Origin of the sequence: Providencia sp. PROV033, from assembly GCF_028484855.1 — a bacterium.
GTDB classification, from domain to species: domain Bacteria; phylum Pseudomonadota; class Gammaproteobacteria; order Enterobacterales; family Enterobacteriaceae; genus Providencia; species Providencia alcalifaciens.
Window position 1 is genome coordinate 1 of the sequence record NZ_JAMPSW010000031.1, and the last position, 16,447, is coordinate 16,447.

The window sequence follows — 16,447 nt, forward strand, 5'->3', positions numbered from 1 at the left end:
AAACTGAAATATAACGGAAAAGAAAAAGACAGTGATGATAGCGATATCGTTCTATCATTTACGGCGCCAACAGCAGTTGAAGCGCAAGATTTAATGGATGGGTATATTCGTTACACCGCGACACTCGTTCGTAAAAGAATGAAAACTGAAGTGGATAATGCGATTTCACGCCAATTGATTTATAGCGTAGAAGCGTTGAAGCAAGACACCACAAAAATCCAGATTGCTTATGATGTGAAAATTGAACGTTTGAAACGTGCAATTACCATTGCGAAGGCGGCAGGAATTACTCGTCCGATTGCGAGAGACTCGGTCGCAATCAATGATGACCCTGATTACCCAATTGCATTAGGTTCTGAAGCCTTAGAAGAAAAACTGGGTATTGAGTTAAAAAATCGTGATTTAGCGCTGATCAGTGAGAAACTGCAAAATGCGAGAGTTTATATTGATAACTTAAACTCACTGACTACCAAAGAATTAGATTTTGAGCCAGTTAGATTTATTCTGACACCGGATTTGCCTGTTGCGAAAGCTTCGCCTAAATCCATGCTTATCGTTGCGTTAGGTGCTATTTTAGGCTTTATCATGAGCTGTGCATTCGTATTAGGTCGTGACCTGTACCGTAACTATAATCAGCAAAATATTCGCCATAAGTAATCCCTCAAGAGTGTAATAAATATCTAACCAGCACCTTTTTATCGAAGGGTGCTGGTTTTCTTTTATCGTGATAGAATACCGGAATGTTCCTTTTTTAATGTTCCCAATATGAAATTCCCCGGTCAACGCAAATCTAAACACTACTTTCCTGTCTCTCTGAGAGATCCTCTTTTGCAACCCATGAAAGAGATGATGTCTGACGATGAAAACTGCAAATCGTATATTGTGGGTATCGACCAAACACTCGTTGATATTGAAGCGAAAATTGATGATGAATTTATTGAACGTTATCAATTAAGTAAAGGTCATTCCTTAGTCATCGAAGATGATGCGGCAGAAGCACTCTATAAAGAGCTTACCGAACAAAAGCTAATTACCCATGAATTTGCGGGTGGAACAATCGGCAATACCCTCCACAATTACTCTGTTTTAGCGGATGACCGCTCTGTTTTATTGGGCACCATGTGCAACAACATTCAGATTGGTAGCTACGCATATCGCTACCTTTGTCATACCTCAAGTCGTATGGATTTGAATTACTTGCAAGGGGTAGATGGTCCAATTGGACGTTGCTTTACGCTGATCACTGAAAATGGTGAACGTACCTTTGCGATCAGCCCTGGGCACATGAATCGTTTGCATCCAGATAGTATTCCTGAGGATATTATTGCAGGGGCTTCCGCACTGGTATTAACCGCTTACTTAGTCCGTTGTAAGCCGGGGGAAACCATGCCTGATGCCACTATGCAGGCAATCCATTATGCGAAAAAACACAATGTTCCCGTGGTATTAACATTGGGAACTAAGTTTGTTATCGCTCAAGACCCACAATTCTGGCGTGATTTTCTTAAGGATCATGTTTCTGTGGTTGCGATGAACGAAGATGAAGCTTTGGAGCTAACCGGTTTTAGCGATCCATTATTAGCCTCCAATATGGCACTGGATTGGGTTGACCTTGTTCTGTGTACTGCGGGACCTTCTGGATTGTATATGGCAGGTTTTACTGAAGAAGAATATAAACGTAAAACGCAGCACCCATTACTACCAGGGGCGATTGCCGAATTTAATTTGTATGAGTTTAGCCGTGCAATGCGCATGCAGGATTGCCAACAGCCTCGTCGCATTTTCTCCCATATAGAGCCTTATATGGGGGGGCCTGAAAAAATCATGAATACCAATGGGGCCGGCGATGGGGCATTATCGGCATTACTGCATGATATTACGGCGAATTCATACCATCGCTCAAATGTTCCTAACTCCAGTAAACATGAACGTCAATACCTCACGTACTCCTCATTGGCGCAGGTGTGTAAGTATGCTAACCGTGTAAGCTATCAAGTCCTTTCCCAGCATTCTCCACGCTTAACACGCGGATTACCGGAAAAAGAAGACAGCTTAGAAGAGTCCTATTGGGACCGCTAAATATAAATGGGTAATATAGAAATAAAAAAACACCTCGAATGAGGTGTTTTTGTTTTTATCAAGATGCGAGCTATTAAGCTTCTTTGGCGATCCCCGCAGGGTGCTCAGCTTTAACAGCCTCAACCGCTTTCTCATCTTCTTGCTCATAGCGCATAGCTTGTGGAACTGAGATTTTAATCGCAATAAATACCGCTAAGAAACCACCCACTAATTTACCTAACAAGATTGGCAACACTAATGTTGGTTGGAAATTTGCGGTAAAGGCTAAATGATCGCCAATCGTCGCTTGTGCGCATACCCCGAAAGCCACACACAACACCTTGTCTCTAGCACGCATCTCTTTGAATAAGTGGTAGGTCGCAATGATATTTGCCATCACCATAATAAATCCGAGTGAACCCGTGTCGCTCAGTTTTAATCGACGGCTAAGCGCACTAACTAACGGTTTGCAGTAGCGTTGGAACAAGTAACAGATAGGGAAAGTCCCTGCGAGCATAATCCCAATATAACCCGCAATTTCGATGGCACGGAACAACTCATTTTGGTCTGCAAACAACGGATCGAAACCCCATGCCCCGAATACTTTACTAAACACACCGGTAAAATGCTCGACGATCGAGAAAGCTAAAACGAGTTTAACGAAAGCATCCATGATCTTACCGAAGATCAAAAAGCCTGTAACCATTAACATTGGGCGATATTTTAAACCCGCAGCAAGTAAGAAACAGAAGACAAATAGTGGCATTAAATACTGCAACATCGTCAGAAAATCGAGGGTTAGCTGATGCGTTGCTGGGGAGTTAGTCGAGATAATATCGCGAACCGGAATATTATTGAGCGTGATCAGCAGTAATGATGCCAATACCCCAAATGGAATAGAGATCAATCCAGCCATTGCGCCTAAGGCTAAGTATTTGTGATCTTTGCGATTTAACATAGTTAAACCGACGGGGATCAGGTAAACAATTGTTGCGCCAGAGGTATAACCGATCAACATCGCAGTGATCCACATATCGCGATTCGTGGTTAAGGCATCGGCTAACTGATATCCACCCATATCCACGGCGATAATTGACAGCGCCGCAATAGAAACATCAGAGCCGACGGAACTGAATACCGGTCCTAAAATGTATGAGATTAATTGTGAAAGTAGCGGGACGGCAGCCATGATCCCTGCTTGAGCGAGAAACACGGGACCAATAGAAAAAATGCCGTTTACAAACTCTTTTCCAAGGTCACTGGCAGGTCTGACAATCGATGCGACGGCACCGATGACGGCTCCGCACATAATTAAGTAGATAATGTAGTTTCCGAATTCGGCCATAGTAGGGTTTCCTTTCTTTTTTATTGTTGGAAAATTAATTTCTTAGCTGGCGAGAACGGGCAATAATGTCGCGATACTGTTCCATTATGCCTTGCATGTTGGTGCCATCAGGGCGTGTGACGCTGGTATTACGTCGTATCGCCATTTCATGACTTATTCCCAAACCTTTACGTGCAAGCAAGGCTGCCCCGAGAGCTGTGACTTCACGATTTGCTGGTGCTTCAATATTTTTTTGCAATAAATTAGCCAAAAACTGCTTAAAGTACTGATTTGACGATAACCCTCCATCGACTGAAATGGACTGACCTAATGGAGATATCTTCTCCATTGCGAAAATAACTTCGGCAGAACGCGCGGCAATTCCTTCTAAAACAGACTGCATCATGTCTTTCTTGTCGGTATCTAAAGACAGCCCAGCCCATAGACCGGCAGCGCTGCGATCCCAATAAGGACAACCTAGCCCTGAAAGTGCAGGAACAAACGCCAAACCGCGCTTAATGGCGGGTTCATCACGAAAATCAGCCAGCTCATCAAAATCCTCAAATAGACCGATTTTGCGTGCCCAATTGATTGCGGATGCAGCGTTATAGACGCCGCCATCTAAACCAAAAACAGGGGCTTCTCCTGGAAATTTCCAACATAAGGTTGGTAGTAATCCACTTTGGTGGGTTTGTGGAATATCGCTGCCCGTCAATGTCTGCAAAAAGGCACCTGTTCCAAAGGTAATTTTTGCATCCCCTTTTTGGCGGCAGCCATGCCCAAAGGTTCCGGCGAATTGATCGACAATAATGGCGGTCACTGGGGTGAGATGACCATCGAGATTAACGGCGCCAAAGTCACCGATGTTATCGCGTAGTGGCGGTAAACAGTGGATAGGGACACCAAAAATCTCACACAGTTGGGGATCCCACTCCAAAGTATGAATATTGAGCAGAGACGTACGTGATGCGGAGTTATAATCTGTCACGAAAACGTCGCATAAACGATCAAGGAAAAAAGCGTCCATGGTGCCGATACGTAGGCGATTTTTATCTGCAAGAGACTTAGCACCAACGACATTCTCCATGATCCATCCCATCTTACTGGCAGAAAAGTAAGGATCTAATGGCAAGCCAGATTTGGATTGTACAAGGGGCTCTAACCCCGCATTTTTAAGTTGCTGGATAGTTTTTTCAGTACGGAGATCTTGCCAAACAATTGCGTTATAGAGGGGGCGCTTCGTTTGAGCATCCCACGCAACAATACTTTCACCTTGGTGACAAATACCAATAGCATCAACGACTTCACAGCTATTCAGACATTTGATGATATTTACCAAGATCTCTTCTGGATCATGCTCAACCCAACCACTATTTAAGGTGATCTGTTTGTGCGGAATACTCATCGGGGAGTGATAATGACCGCCTTCTTCAAAGACGACGACCCGGGTTCCCGTTGTTCCCTGATCGATAGCGGCATAACGTTGATTGAGCATCTCTGAATTTCCCAGTGTTATAAATGTTGTAAATTGGTTTGTTTTTTTGCCTACTATCGTTCAAACGGAAATAAAATCCACAAAAAACTCACAGTAAGTTTCGTGAATGTGATAACTGTCACAATAAGATAACAATGTGAGAAGTTTTTGGTGTGTTGCTGTGATTTGTGTTGTTTTATTTGTTGAGATTGTGGGAATTATGTGGTTTTATGTGTTCAAGTTTTATGTTAAGGATTTCAGCCATGAATGCTAATAATAAAAAAATGTGGGATGTCATTGTGATTGGCGGTGGTGTCATTGGCTGTGCAGTGACCCGAAAATTCACATTGATGGGCGCTAAAACGCTGCTATTAGAGCGTGGCGGCGATATTTTATCAGGGGCAAGTAAAGCAAATAGCGCGTTGTTACATACCGGTTTTGATGCCACACCAGGGACATTAGAATTGGAATGTATGCAAGATGGGTATCGGGAGTTCATTGATATTAGAGAAAAAATGAATTTACCGTTACTCAAAACAGGTGCGTTGGTTGTGGCTTGGAACGAAGAGCAGCTCAATAAGCTGCCGAGCATTGTAGACCAAGCACATACCAATAATGTCATGGATGTGGGAATGATAGATAAAGAAGAACTTTATCGTCGAGAGCCACATTTGGCGCAAGGCGCACTCGCCGCGGTTGAAGTTCCAGGGGAGTCCGTTATTGACCCATGGAGCACACCACTGGCGTATTTAACCCAAGCCGTGAAGCATGGCGCAGAATATCAATTTCACTGTGAAGTGACTTCCGGTGAGTTAAATGCGGGAATTTGGACATTATCCACAGCAAAAGGTGAGTTTTCGGCCCGATTAGTGATTAACTGTGCTGGTATTAACGGGGATATTGTGGAATCTATTTGCCATCCTTCCCCGTTTGAAATTAAACCGCGTAAAGGTCAATTTTTGGTGTATGACAAAGCGGCGGCAGCGGATATCAATGCGATTATTCTGCCTGTACCGACAGCGATCACTAAAGGTGTTTTATTGTCGAAAACGATTTTCGGTAACTTATTGTTAGGTCCAACGGCAGAAGAACAACAAGACCGTTGGAAGGCTGAGGTGAAGCAGGACGTTCTACAAGATTTAATTGACCAAGGCTCCCGTATGTTGCCATCGTTACATAACTACAGTGTGACAGCGACCTATGCAGGCTTACGCCCTGCAACAGAAGAAAAATATTATCGTATTAATGATTATCCCGAAAAACAGTGGATTTGCGCGGGTGGAATTCGCTCAACAGGTTTAACCGCAGCACTGGGCGTTGCTAATCATTTAGGGAAACTGTATCAAGAGAATTTTGAAGCGTTATTTGAGCTATCTCCGCCAACAGACTTGATTTGGCCTAAAATGCCAATGCTTTCTGAATATGAAGAACGCGATTATCAATGCAAAAATAATGGCGGGATTGTGTGCCATTGTGAATTGGTCACTCAACGTGAAATTGAAGCGACGTTTGATTCTGATATTCCGCCTGAATGTTTAGGGGCTCTTCGTCGCCGAACTCGAGCCATGATGGGGCGTTGTAATGGTTTTTATTGTAGTAGTCAGGTTGCTGAAATTATTAATGGTCGCTTTGACAATACATTAGCGGTGGAGGCAGTGAAATGAGTGTAAATTACGATGTGATTATCATTGGCTCCGGTCCCGCAGGTATGGCGGCGGCACAAACGTTACGCCGCCGCGGTATTCATAATATCGCGATTTTAGAGCGAGAAGCCCATGCGGGGGGCGTTCCTCGTCATTGCCAGCATCCGACATTTGGCTTGCTCGCGTTTAAGCGCCCAATGAAAGGCAACCAGTTTGCTGAGCGAATTGTCAAAAATTTGGGCGATACCCCCATACTGACACGTAGCACGGTTACGCAATTACAACCGAATGGTGTCTTGACGGTGGCAACACCGGATGGCGTTGTCGAAATGCGTGCTAAGCGTATTTTAATTGCGACGGGCGTTCGCGAAACACCACGCCATCCTCGATTAGTTTCTGGTTTGCGTCCCCAAGGTATTTTGACTGCTGGCGCATTACAGCAATTTGTCTATTTGAAAGGGCAAAAACCGTGTTTGAATCCCGTGATTGTTGGTAGTGAGTTAGTCAGCTTTTCCGCGTTATGGACATTAAAAAATGCAGGCGTAAAAGCCAAAGCGATGATTGAAAGTGGCGAACGAATTCTGGCGTTTAAACCCGCTTCACTGTTTGCCAAAGCCATGGGCACTCCAGTGTATCTGAAGAGTAAAATCACCGAAATTGGCGGTTTAGATCGAGTGGAGTATGTGATGGTAGAAACGGCAGGAGAAATTCGCAAAATTGTTTGTGACTCCGTGATTTTTACTGGCGGGTTTGTGGGGGAAAATACGTTAATTCGCAAGAGTCATTTGAATTTTGATGCCAGTACGGGGAAACCGGTGACAGACCAGCGTAGCCGCTGCTCTGATGCTAGTTATTATGCGGCAGGTAACATGCTACATCCCGCAGATATGGGGGATCAATGTTACCAAGAAGGCGTGATTACGGGCGGATATATTGCGGATGATTTATTAGCGAATCATCACCAAATGGGGGTATCTCAAGGAAAAAGATTACCAATCCAATTTGCTGAGCCGATTCGTTTTACCGTGCCTGCATGTATCGATATGTCCGAATGTATGACTGAAAAAGTGGATTTCAACATCAAAGTCAACACGGTGATAACCGGTACAATCCGAGTGATGGCAGGAAACACATTGTTGTACGAAAAACGCCATCGTTGCTTACCGACGCGTCGTATTTTGCTGAAAAATATCGATTTAACAAAAATCCAAGCGAGTGCTACTGAAATTACTGTCACTGTTGTATAGTGCTGGAAATGTTAAATGGTCAGAAGGATTAAACTATGTGTGAGGGACGCTCCTCAAAAGTACGACACCAAACCATTATTGAGATGTTATCAACTCAAGGTCAGGTGTATGTGCAGGAGCTTGCAACGCATTTTAATGTCGCGCAAGAAACTATCCGTCGTGATCTGAGTAAACTCGAAACTCAAAAATTATTAAAGAAAGTTCACGGTGGGGCTGTCAACATTCAGTCAAAATTTGAGCGTAATTTTACCGAACGAGCTCAAGCTGCTGTCGATGAAAAGAAAGCGATAGCAGCAAAAGCCGCAGAGTTAATTAAGCCTGGAGACACGCTGTTTATTGATTTTGGGACCACAACATTTGAGTTTAGCCAACGAATTAAATCGATAGATAACATTACCGTGATCACCAACTCACCATTGTTAGCGAGTACCTTGCAGGAAAACCCTTCTATCGAAACAATTTTGATTGGTGGGCAATTTAATGCGGCGCAAAATGCCTGTTTAGGCGCAATCGCATTAAAAAATATTACTGAATTTTATGCAGACTATGCAGTTATCGGTGCAGGGGCTTTTCATCCTCAGCATGGTGTAATGGATCAACACGTTGATGAGGCAGCCATTGCGCAAAAAATGCGGGAAAACAGCGATAAGTTAATGGTGTTAGCGGATGGAACAAAAGCCCATAAACATGCGATTAACTTTGTGGCAGGGTGGGAAAATATTGATTACCTCATTACAACCAGCAAAGAGTTTAAATTAGCTGAAAATAAAAAACGCTCGAAAACCAAAATTATCATTGCAGATATTCTGTAAGCCATAAAAATCAAAGTATTACTCATTTAATTTATACCCTATGGAAAATAATTCATTTATTTTTCATAGGATTACTTTTCTTAAAATTCGTTACATACGACACTAGGAATTAAAATGAAACTCTATTTTATTGCGTGCCCATACTCTGATCCTGATAGTAATGTTGTGGAAATGCGTTTCCAAGCTTGTACCCAATATGCCGCGGAATTAGCGCTTAAAGGAATTGCAACTTATAGCCAAATTACCATGACTCATCCAATCAACCAGTACTTAGCTTCTCAAGGGCAAAAAGTGGCATGGTCAGAGATTGATATGGAGTTTTTAAAGCGTTGTGATGGTTTGATTGTTCTGACGCTAGCGGGATGGGAAAAAAGCGGTGGTGTTGCTGCAGAAATTCAATTCTTTAAAGATAAAGGCTTGCCCGTATGGACTGACAAGGAATTTGCAGAGCAGGTCGTGAATTCATAATGAAAAAGCCGTAACGATGAGTTACGGCTTTTTTTTAGTGCTAATAGAATGTGGTCTTAGTGGCTCGGTTTTAGATATTCATCTAAATTTTTACCTTCACCATTATTGCCATCATTATCTTCTGGGATCGCACATCCGAACTCTGCCACATCATTGCACATTAATGTGGTGATGGATTTCGCAATCTCATGCTCACCAATAATAATATGGTCGGCTCCACGCTCTTTGATAAAGCTCACTTCATCATCATAGTGTGCACGAACTACCACGGTAATATCAGGATTCAGCTCTTTCGCTGTCGCAACAATTTCACCAGCTTCATAACCGTTTGGAATGGTCAGTAACAGGGATTTTGCACATTCAATACGCGCCAGGCTTAGAATGTCTTTACTTGCACCATTGCCTAAGATTGCGCAGAAGCCATTTTCAGCGAGTTCTTCAAAGCGTGCGCGGGTATCTTCAATCACAACCAGAGGAATTTCACGGCGGCGTAGTTTATCTGCAAGCATTCCACCAACGCGACCATAGCCTACAATCACTGCGTGACCACAAATATCGACTGGAATTTGCGTTTCTTCTTCCAGTGTTTCCTCGAGAAGTTGCTCTTCGATGGTTTCGGTTTTTTCCAGATATTTATCCAGTAAGCTGAATAACACTGGGTTTAACATGATAGAGACAATCGCACCGGCTAACACTAAGTTTTGCGCGTCTTTATCCATGACCCCGAGCGCGAGCCCCATGCCTGCCAGAATAAAGGCAAACTCACCAATTTGCGCTAAGCTGACCGAAATCGTTAATGCGGTACGCCGTGAATGCCCAAACAGACGAACGAGCACCAGCGCCGCAGCCGATTTACCGATGATAATGATACCGAGAACAGCGAGGATACCTAACGGTTGCTCAAGGAGAACCTCTGGATCGAATAGCATTCCGACGGAGACGAAGAACAGGACTGCGAAAGCATCTCGTAGTGGTAAAGTATCCTGAGCTGCACGATGGCTAAGCTCTGATTCATTCAGCACCATACCTGCGAAGAAGGCACCTAGCGCGAAGGAGGCGTCAAAAATCGCGACAGCAGCATAGGCGATACCTAATGCAAGTGCTAAAACAGCCAGCGTAAACAGTTCACGGGAGCCGGTGGATGCTGTGCGAGACAATATCCATGGGATAACTTTTCGCCCGATAACAATCATAATCACAATAAAGGCAACGACTTTACCTATCGTCCATCCAAGGCTCATCGCTAACTCGCCAAAACTGGCTTCATTGCTATCCATGATGCCTGCGGCTGCCGGTAAAAGTACTAAGGCGAGAACCATGGCTAAATCTTCAACGATCAGCCAGCCAATGGCGATTTGCCCACGTTGGCTTTCAATGAGTTGTCTCTCTTCGAGTGCGCGTAGTAAGACAACAGTACTTGCTGTTGAAAGACAGAGACCGAAGACAATACCTGTAAATACGCTCCATCCGAATAACATCGACAAGCCAAGACCTAACAACGTAGCAACGGCTATTTGTGCGATGGCTCCGGGAATAGCGATAGCTTTTACGGCTAATAAATCTTTTAGTGAGAAATGTAGACCAACACCAAACATCAAAAGAATGACCCCGATCTCAGCGAGTTCAGGGGCGAGGGTGGTGTCTGCAACAAAACCGGGGGTAAAAGGACCCGCTAATACACCTGCCGCAAGATAACCGACAAGTGGAGAAATTTTTAAGCGCTGTGCGAGCATGCCTAATAAATATGCAAGGGCGAGACCACCAACAATGGTTGTAATTAAGGGCGTTGAATGCTCCATTAAGTCTCCTCTGGTTTGTTTATGAATAAAAAGGTGGGTACATGCCTTTGGCTTTCAAAATGTTGATGACGTTAATCACCATTTTGAAATACAAATTGCCTGTTTTTTATTTTAACGGTTTTGAACATAAATTTCTTTAAAAAAGTGTCAGGTTTCTAAAAAAAAATCGAGCTGATAGAGCTAAATCGTTACAAGATTTTTATTTTAGTGATTCTTATGCATATCTTTTGGTAAATAATGGAGGGGATATCCATACTTATAAAAACATAAATATGGATAAAATAAGATAATAAATCTATTTGTTGTTTATATTTGGTAACAATACGGTGAAAATGCCTAATAACGGCAAAAATGCACAGTATTGGTAAACTTGCTCAATGCTAGTCATATCCGCTATCTGGCCCAGCACAGCAGCCCCAACACCACCCATACCAAAGGCGAGTCCAAAGAATAGTCCTGAAACCATGCCAGTCTTACCAGGGATAAGTTCTTGGGCATAAACTAAAATGGCGGAGAACGCTGACGCTAAAATCAGTCCAATGATCACGGTTAAAACGCCCGTCCAGAACAAGGAAGCGTGAGGCAAAATCAATGTAAACGGGGCAACGCCAAGGATAGAAAACCAGATAACATACTTACGCCCGATTTTATCGCCAATCGGTCCACCAATCATGGTGCCTGCGGCAACTGCAAATAAAAACACAAACAAGTGAATTTGCGCATTTTGTACAGAAACACCAAACTTATCGATTAAATAGAACGTGTAGTAGCTGCTGATACTCGCTAAATAGAAATATTTTGAGAAAATTAGAATCAACAAAATACTGAGAGACCCAATTACGATTTTGCGAGGAAGGACTTTTACGTCTCCCTGACTGACCGGTCTTTTCTTCGCGGCACGGTGCTGTTGTTTATACCAACTGCTGACTTGCAAGAGAATGATGATGGCAAGCAAGGCAGCGAATGAGAACCAACCAATATTGCCTTTACCGTAAGGTTCAATAATCAAAGCGGCAAGTAGCGGACCTAATGATGCACCAAGATTACCGCCCACTTGGAAGAAGGATTGGGCTAATCCATGGCGACCACCTGATGCCATTCTGGCAACCCGTGAGGATTCAGGGTGGAATACAGAGGAGCCCGTACCAACTAGCGCGGCGGCTATCAAAATGGTTGGGAAGGTTTCTGCCATTGCTAAGAGTAGCAACCCTGACAGCGTAAAGCTCATACCAATCGGTAAGGAATAGGGCTGAGGGTGTTTATCGGTGTAATAACCAATAATAGGCTGTAAAAGTGAGGCCGTGACTTGGTAGGTGAGGGTGATCATCCCAATCTGCGCGAAACTCAGAGAAAAATCAGATTGTAGTAAGGGATAAATCGCCAATATCAGCGATTGAATCATGTCATTGAGTAAGTGGGAGACACTGATTGCCGTCAGAATGCTAAAGACGGTTTCTCCTGTTTTATTGGCGGGTTTACTTCCGCCACTCGCTGCTGTTTGCTCGCTCATCATCGTCACTTTAGTTTGTTGCGTAATTGTAACCAATATAACTAATATAGAAATTATTTAAATGGCAATATGAGTCGTGTTGTCAAATTGGCGAAAAATATTAGTCGATCAAGATCTCATTTCTTTGTAACAGCTTTCTGTTTGTGCATAGCCGCTCAGATCTTATAAGAATTTTTATGCTATAAGACTAACCTCATTAACACATAACAAACTACTTAATCGGTAGATATTTCTATACCAGCAGGGAGAATGTATGAAACTGACATTTAAGGCATCTGCATGCGCATTAACTGTCTCGTTAGCGCTGTTACCCGCAGCGATGGCAAATGCGTGGGAAAAAGATAAAACCTACAACATCACTATCTTGCATACCAACGATCACCATGGCCATTTTTGGCACAATGAAAAAGGTGAGTATGGCTTAGCGGCACAAAAAACCGTGGTAGACGAAATTCGTGATGAAGTTGCCAAGCAAGGTGGTAGTGTCTTGCTGCTCTCTGGTGGGGATATTAATACTGGTGTGCCAGAGTCTGATTTACAAGATGCAGAGCCTGACTTTAAAGGCATGAATTTAGTGGGTTACGATGCGATGGCGCTGGGTAACCATGAATTTGATAATCCGCTGGAAGTCTTAAAACAGCAAGAAAAATGGGCAACTTTCCCATTCTTATCTGCCAATATTTATCAAACCAGTACAGGAAAACGACTGTTTAAACCTTACCAAGTATTTGATAAGCAAGGTGTGAAAATTGCAGTGCTAGGTTTAACAACCGATGACACCGCAAAAATTGGTAATCCTGCGAACTTCCCTGATGTTGAGTTTCGTGTTCCTGCCGCTGAAGCTAAAAAGGTGGTAGAGGAATTACGTGCGACCGAGAAACCTGACATCATTATCGCAGCAACTCACATGGGACACTATGATGATGGCAACCACGGTTCTAACGCACCAGGGGATGTTGAAATGGCTCGTAGTTTACCTGCGGGTTATTTGGATATGATCGTGGGTGGTCACTCACAAGATCCTGTTTGTATGTCTCAAGAGAACAAAAATTACAAACAAGAAGATTACGTGCCAGGAACGCCATGTGCGCCAGATAACCAAAATGGGACATGGATTGTTCAAGCCCACGAATGGGGCAAATATGTTGGTCGTGCAGACTTCGAATTCAAAAACGGTAAATTCACGTTAAAACATTATCAGTTGATCCCGATTAACCTGAAGAAAAAAGTGAAGAAAGACGATGGCTCATCAGATTACGTCTACTACACTCAGGAAATTGCGCATAACCCTGAAATGACTAAATTGCTAACCCCTTATCAAGATAAAGGTGACCAGCAATTAGGCGTGAAGGTGGGTTCTGTCGAAGGCAAACTGATGGGTGACCGTAATAAAGTGCGCTTTGAGCAAACTAATATGGGGCACTTATTACTGGCCGCTCAAAAGGAACGAGCTGGTGCAGATTTTGCTATTATGAGTGGTGGCGGTGTACGTGATTCTATCGAAAGTGGTGATATCACGTATAAAGATGTCCTTAAAGTTCAGCCATTTGCCAATGAATTGGTGTATGTGGACTTTAAAGGTGAAGAAGTTCTACCGTACTTACAAGCCGTGGCAAACATGAAAACCGATTCAGGGGCTTATGGTCAATTCTATAATGTGAGCCTGACCCTGAATGCGGATGGTACAATCAGCGACGTGAAGATTGATGGCAAACCTATCGATAAGAACAAAACTTACCGTATGGCGACATTAAACTTCAACGCTATTGGTGGCGATGGTTACCCTGCTATCGATAACCATCCAAATTACGTCAATACGGGCTTTGTGGATGCGGAAGTACTCAAAGGCTATATTGAGAAACATTCTCCATTGAAAGCCGCTGATTATGAGCCAAAAGGCGAGATTGTTTATAAAAATAAATAATCGTTCATCGGTATGAAAAAGCCCCTCGATAGGGGCTTTTTATTGTTCACGATTCTTTTTTAATATCCGCAAAGTTGGCATTTAGTACACTTGCCAAATCGTTCGGAGAGAGCTCTAAATCCAAACCGCGTTTACCGCCAGAAATAAACATCGTCGCAAATTCTTTAGCTTGACTATCAATGACGGTTGGAAGGCGCTTTTTCTGCCCCAGTGGACTAATTCCGCCTAATAAATATCCCGTGGTTTTTTGGGCAATTTGTGGATCCGCCATTTCGACTTTCTTCACGTTAAACACTTTTGCGACGGATTTGAGATCCAACTGACCAGATACTGGTGTGACAGCTACGGCTAACGTTTTTTGATCGCCATTGAGTGCCACTAATAAGGTTTTGAAGACTTGCTTGGCATCTAAGCCTAATTTTTGCACAGCTTCATCACCAAAATTACTCTCATTTGGGTCGTGTTCATAAGGGTGTAGCGTGAATTTAATTTTTTGTTTTTCCAGTAATTTTACTGCCGGAGTCATAATTATTCCTTTTTTTTAATGACTGGATTTATCAAATATCGTTTCGTAAATAATCAATTAAGCTCTGTTCCCCAAACAAATGCAGTGCCCCTACAGCGACTACATAATTACCCGCAGGCAAGGTTTTCAGTTTGCTCGCCCATTCTTGATTACGTTGGGTCATCAGCACATTATAGACCCCTTCACTGAAGGTATTGGGTAATGTAACGCAATTTTCAGGCTGAAAATCTAACCACCAGCTGATCATTGTTTGTAGTGAACGCGCATTCGACCGCCAATGAATCAGGGTATCTTGTAATAATGGCAAACCATTGTTTGGCAAATTGAGAAGCAATTGAACTTGGGAATCTACGCCTTCTAGCTCGATAATGGGTTTATGTTGAGATTGGGCGTTATGAATCAATTGGTAATCAATGCCGTAATGACCTCGTAAACCCAGCATTTGTGCTTGGGTGGCTTGCATTGTCAGTGCGACTTGCCATGAAGGAAGAGGGTCAAATTGTGTTGGGGATTGACGAATTTCTTGGCAATACTGCAAAAAGAGCGCGAATTCAGTCTCAGTTAGCCGTTGTGAAATAGGCGAAAGCAGCTCAGTAGATGTTGGGAATGGTGAGTTTGCTTGGGTAATATCCGCTTCAACAATCAGCCCATTAGCACGATTGATTTTATCTAATAAGAGCGCTGACAAGGGAAACATATTTTCTGTTCCCATATGGATACTGCCAACAATGTGCAGCTTTATATTATTAGGTAAGCGAACATCAACCGCAGGGTAAGGATAATTCGGAGCCACTCCCCGATGTAGCCAACTTTTTAAGTTTTCGAGTAGTTTCCCCATTGTTTATTTATCCTTATTCAGCGACTGAAAGGAACAGAGTAAACAATCTTGGGGGAATTTGCGAATCACACCGCACAATATCATCGCCGTGAAGTATCACCGTATAATAGATTTGAATCTAAAAAATAGCGCCTATTGAGAAGGCGCTATTTTTCATTACGAGTAGGTTAATTACAGGGTTTAATCTTTACGTTTTAATAAACTTAATAGAGAGAATAAGCCAAACGCACTGAAAATTAATTCGATACCGATTAATGCAGTTAATAGTGCAATTGAGGTAATCGGACCATTGCCAATTAATAAGTAAGCAATAAACAAGTCCAGTATCCCAATAATAATCTGCATCCAGCCAGCCGCAGATTTAATTTGCTGGATACCTGCATACAAACGGATGACCCCACCGATAATAAATAAGGCGGCAATCACCATCGCCATGGCGATCAAGCCTTGCAAAGGCTCTTTGATAAACGCATAACCGACGATGCAGTAAATAATCCCGATGACAAATCCAAAAAGACGGGACCAGCCAGTGTAGATAGTGGTGCTTAGGATACTCACAATAGCACCAACGCCACTTAAGATTAATAACACGCCCACGATGGCACTGACGACAATACCAGAGGCAACCGGATTAGCTAAACAGGCGATACCCCCTAGCAACAATAAGACGGCAAGAACCGCCAGAATATTACGTTGCTTTTTCATATCACCACTGGCTAAGTTGGTGAGTTTTTCGCGATTAATATTTAACATGGAACCCTCAAACAGTGAAAATAATGAAAATCACTTAATTATAGAACAGGAATGGTTAAGTGACTGAGGTA

13 protein-coding genes and 1 pseudogene are annotated in these 16,447 nt (G+C 43.0%); 7 read left to right on the forward strand and 7 right to left on the reverse strand.

What is annotated here, in order from left to right:
• Together PSF16_RS07590 and PSF16_RS07595 are read left to right on the forward strand one after the other, a co-directional pair.
• Positions 1-657 (forward strand): annotated as a pseudogene (locus tag PSF16_RS07590) (LPS O-antigen length regulator Wzz(fepE)); the annotation flags it as partial.
• A 108-nt stretch (positions 658-765) separates the two neighbouring features.
• On the forward strand, positions 766-2,079 hold the full coding sequence (locus PSF16_RS07595; RefSeq protein WP_006659285.1) for an inosine/guanosine kinase: 1,314 nt from the start codon (positions 766-768) through the stop codon (positions 2,077-2,079).
• A 73-nt stretch (positions 2,080-2,152) separates the two neighbouring features.
• On the opposite strand, the gene eutH is transcribed toward PSF16_RS07595, so the two are convergent.
• Complete coding sequence (eutH, locus tag PSF16_RS07600; protein ID WP_036952538.1) at positions 2,153-3,403, reverse strand: ethanolamine utilization protein EutH; 1,251 nt, start codon at positions 3,401-3,403, stop codon at positions 2,153-2,155.
• A gap of 34 nt (positions 3,404-3,437) precedes the next feature.
• Positions 3,438-4,877, reverse strand: coding sequence for an FGGY family carbohydrate kinase (locus tag PSF16_RS07605; RefSeq protein ID WP_036968091.1), 1,440 nt, complete (start codon positions 4,875-4,877; stop codon positions 3,438-3,440).
• Positions 4,878-5,119: 242 nt separating this feature from the next.
• On the opposite strand from PSF16_RS07605, the gene PSF16_RS07610 reads away from it, so the two are divergent.
• The 4 genes from PSF16_RS07610 to PSF16_RS07625 all read left to right on the forward strand — a co-directional run bounded on the left by PSF16_RS07610 (position 5,120) and on the right by PSF16_RS07625 (position 9,026).
• Positions 5,120-6,520, forward strand: coding sequence for an NAD(P)/FAD-dependent oxidoreductase (locus PSF16_RS07610; RefSeq protein WP_272689061.1), 1,401 nt, complete (start codon positions 5,120-5,122; stop codon positions 6,518-6,520).
• The gene (locus PSF16_RS07615) at positions 6,517-7,746 is read left to right on the forward strand and encodes an NAD(P)/FAD-dependent oxidoreductase (protein ID WP_272689062.1); all 1,230 of its coding nucleotides are present in this window, start codon (positions 6,517-6,519) and stop codon (positions 7,744-7,746) included. The genes PSF16_RS07610 and PSF16_RS07615 overlap by 4 nt, the downstream gene beginning before the upstream one ends.
• A 35-nt stretch (positions 7,747-7,781) precedes the next feature.
• Complete coding sequence (locus PSF16_RS07620) at positions 7,782-8,558, forward strand: DeoR/GlpR family DNA-binding transcription regulator (protein WP_272689063.1); 777 nt, start codon at positions 7,782-7,784, stop codon at positions 8,556-8,558.
• A gap of 114 nt (positions 8,559-8,672) precedes the next feature.
• Positions 8,673-9,026, forward strand: a complete 354-nt coding sequence (locus PSF16_RS07625; RefSeq protein ID WP_006659279.1) for a DUF1937 family protein — start codon at positions 8,673-8,675, stop codon at positions 9,024-9,026.
• 56 nt (positions 9,027-9,082) lie between these two features.
• On the opposite strand, the gene ybaL is transcribed toward PSF16_RS07625, so the two are convergent.
• Together ybaL and PSF16_RS07635 are read right to left on the reverse strand one after the other, a co-directional pair.
• Positions 9,083-10,825: a YbaL family putative K(+) efflux transporter gene (ybaL, locus tag PSF16_RS07630; protein ID WP_272689064.1), complete on the reverse strand. Its 1,743-nt coding sequence runs from the start codon at positions 10,823-10,825 to the stop codon at positions 9,083-9,085.
• A gap of 295 nt (positions 10,826-11,120) precedes the next feature.
• Positions 11,121-12,335 (reverse strand): MFS transporter, encoded by a 1,215-nt coding sequence (locus PSF16_RS07635; RefSeq protein WP_272689065.1) that lies wholly within the window; start codon positions 12,333-12,335, stop codon positions 11,121-11,123.
• A gap of 253 nt (positions 12,336-12,588) precedes the next feature.
• Here PSF16_RS07635 and ushA point away from each other — a divergent pair, with 253 nt between their 5' ends.
• Complete coding sequence (gene ushA / locus PSF16_RS07640; RefSeq protein WP_006659276.1) at positions 12,589-14,259, forward strand: bifunctional UDP-sugar hydrolase/5'-nucleotidase UshA; 1,671 nt, start codon at positions 12,589-12,591, stop codon at positions 14,257-14,259.
• 46 nt (positions 14,260-14,305) lie between these two features.
• On the opposite strand, the gene ybaK is transcribed toward ushA, so the two are convergent.
• The 3 genes from ybaK to PSF16_RS07655 form a co-directional block, all read right to left on the reverse strand.
• Positions 14,306-14,785, reverse strand: a complete 480-nt coding sequence (gene ybaK / locus PSF16_RS07645) for a Cys-tRNA(Pro)/Cys-tRNA(Cys) deacylase YbaK (RefSeq protein WP_272689066.1) — start codon at positions 14,783-14,785, stop codon at positions 14,306-14,308.
• 31 nt (positions 14,786-14,816) lie between these two features.
• Positions 14,817-15,623 carry a TraB/GumN family protein gene (locus PSF16_RS07650; RefSeq protein WP_006659274.1) on the reverse strand — a complete coding sequence of 269 codons (807 nt, stop codon included), beginning with the start codon at positions 15,621-15,623 and terminating at the stop codon, positions 14,817-14,819.
• 180 nt (positions 15,624-15,803) lie between these two features.
• Entirely contained in the window at positions 15,804-16,376 is a 573-nt protein-coding gene (locus PSF16_RS07655) for an HdeD family acid-resistance protein (RefSeq protein ID WP_006659273.1), read from the reverse strand.
• Between the last annotated feature and the right edge of the window lie 71 nt (positions 16,377-16,447).

What these genes read in the sequence shown, in the direction of transcription:
- PSF16_RS07635 (WP_272689065.1), bottom strand. Translation starts at nt 12,335, where the DNA reads ATGAGCGAGCAAACAGCAGCGAGTGGCGGAAGTAAACCCGCCAATAAA.
- PSF16_RS07610 (WP_272689061.1), top strand. Translation starts at nt 5,120, where the DNA reads ATGAATGCTAATAATAAAAAAATGTGGGATGTCATTGTGATTGGCGGT.
- PSF16_RS07595 (WP_006659285.1), top strand. Translation starts at nt 766, where the DNA reads ATGAAATTCCCCGGTCAACGCAAATCTAAACACTACTTTCCTGTCTCT.
- PSF16_RS07605 (WP_036968091.1), bottom strand. Translation starts at nt 4,877, where the DNA reads ATGCTCAATCAACGTTATGCCGCTATCGATCAGGGAACAACGGGAACC.
- PSF16_RS07650 (WP_006659274.1), bottom strand. Translation starts at nt 15,623, where the DNA reads ATGGGGAAACTACTCGAAAACTTAAAAAGTTGGCTACATCGGGGAGTG.
- ybaL (WP_272689064.1), bottom strand. Translation starts at nt 10,825, where the DNA reads ATGGAGCATTCAACGCCCTTAATTACAACCATTGTTGGTGGTCTCGCC.
- PSF16_RS07655 (WP_006659273.1), bottom strand. Translation starts at nt 16,376, where the DNA reads ATGTTAAATATTAATCGCGAAAAACTCACCAACTTAGCCAGTGGTGAT.
- PSF16_RS07615 (WP_272689062.1), top strand. Translation starts at nt 6,517, where the DNA reads ATGAGTGTAAATTACGATGTGATTATCATTGGCTCCGGTCCCGCAGGT.
- ybaK (WP_272689066.1), bottom strand. Translation starts at nt 14,785, where the DNA reads ATGACTCCGGCAGTAAAATTACTGGAAAAACAAAAAATTAAATTCACG.
- ushA (WP_006659276.1), top strand. Translation starts at nt 12,589, where the DNA reads ATGAAACTGACATTTAAGGCATCTGCATGCGCATTAACTGTCTCGTTA.
- eutH (WP_036952538.1), bottom strand. Translation starts at nt 3,403, where the DNA reads ATGGCCGAATTCGGAAACTACATTATCTACTTAATTATGTGCGGAGCC.
- PSF16_RS07620 (WP_272689063.1), top strand. Translation starts at nt 7,782, where the DNA reads ATGTGTGAGGGACGCTCCTCAAAAGTACGACACCAAACCATTATTGAG.
- PSF16_RS07625 (WP_006659279.1), top strand. Translation starts at nt 8,673, where the DNA reads ATGAAACTCTATTTTATTGCGTGCCCATACTCTGATCCTGATAGTAAT.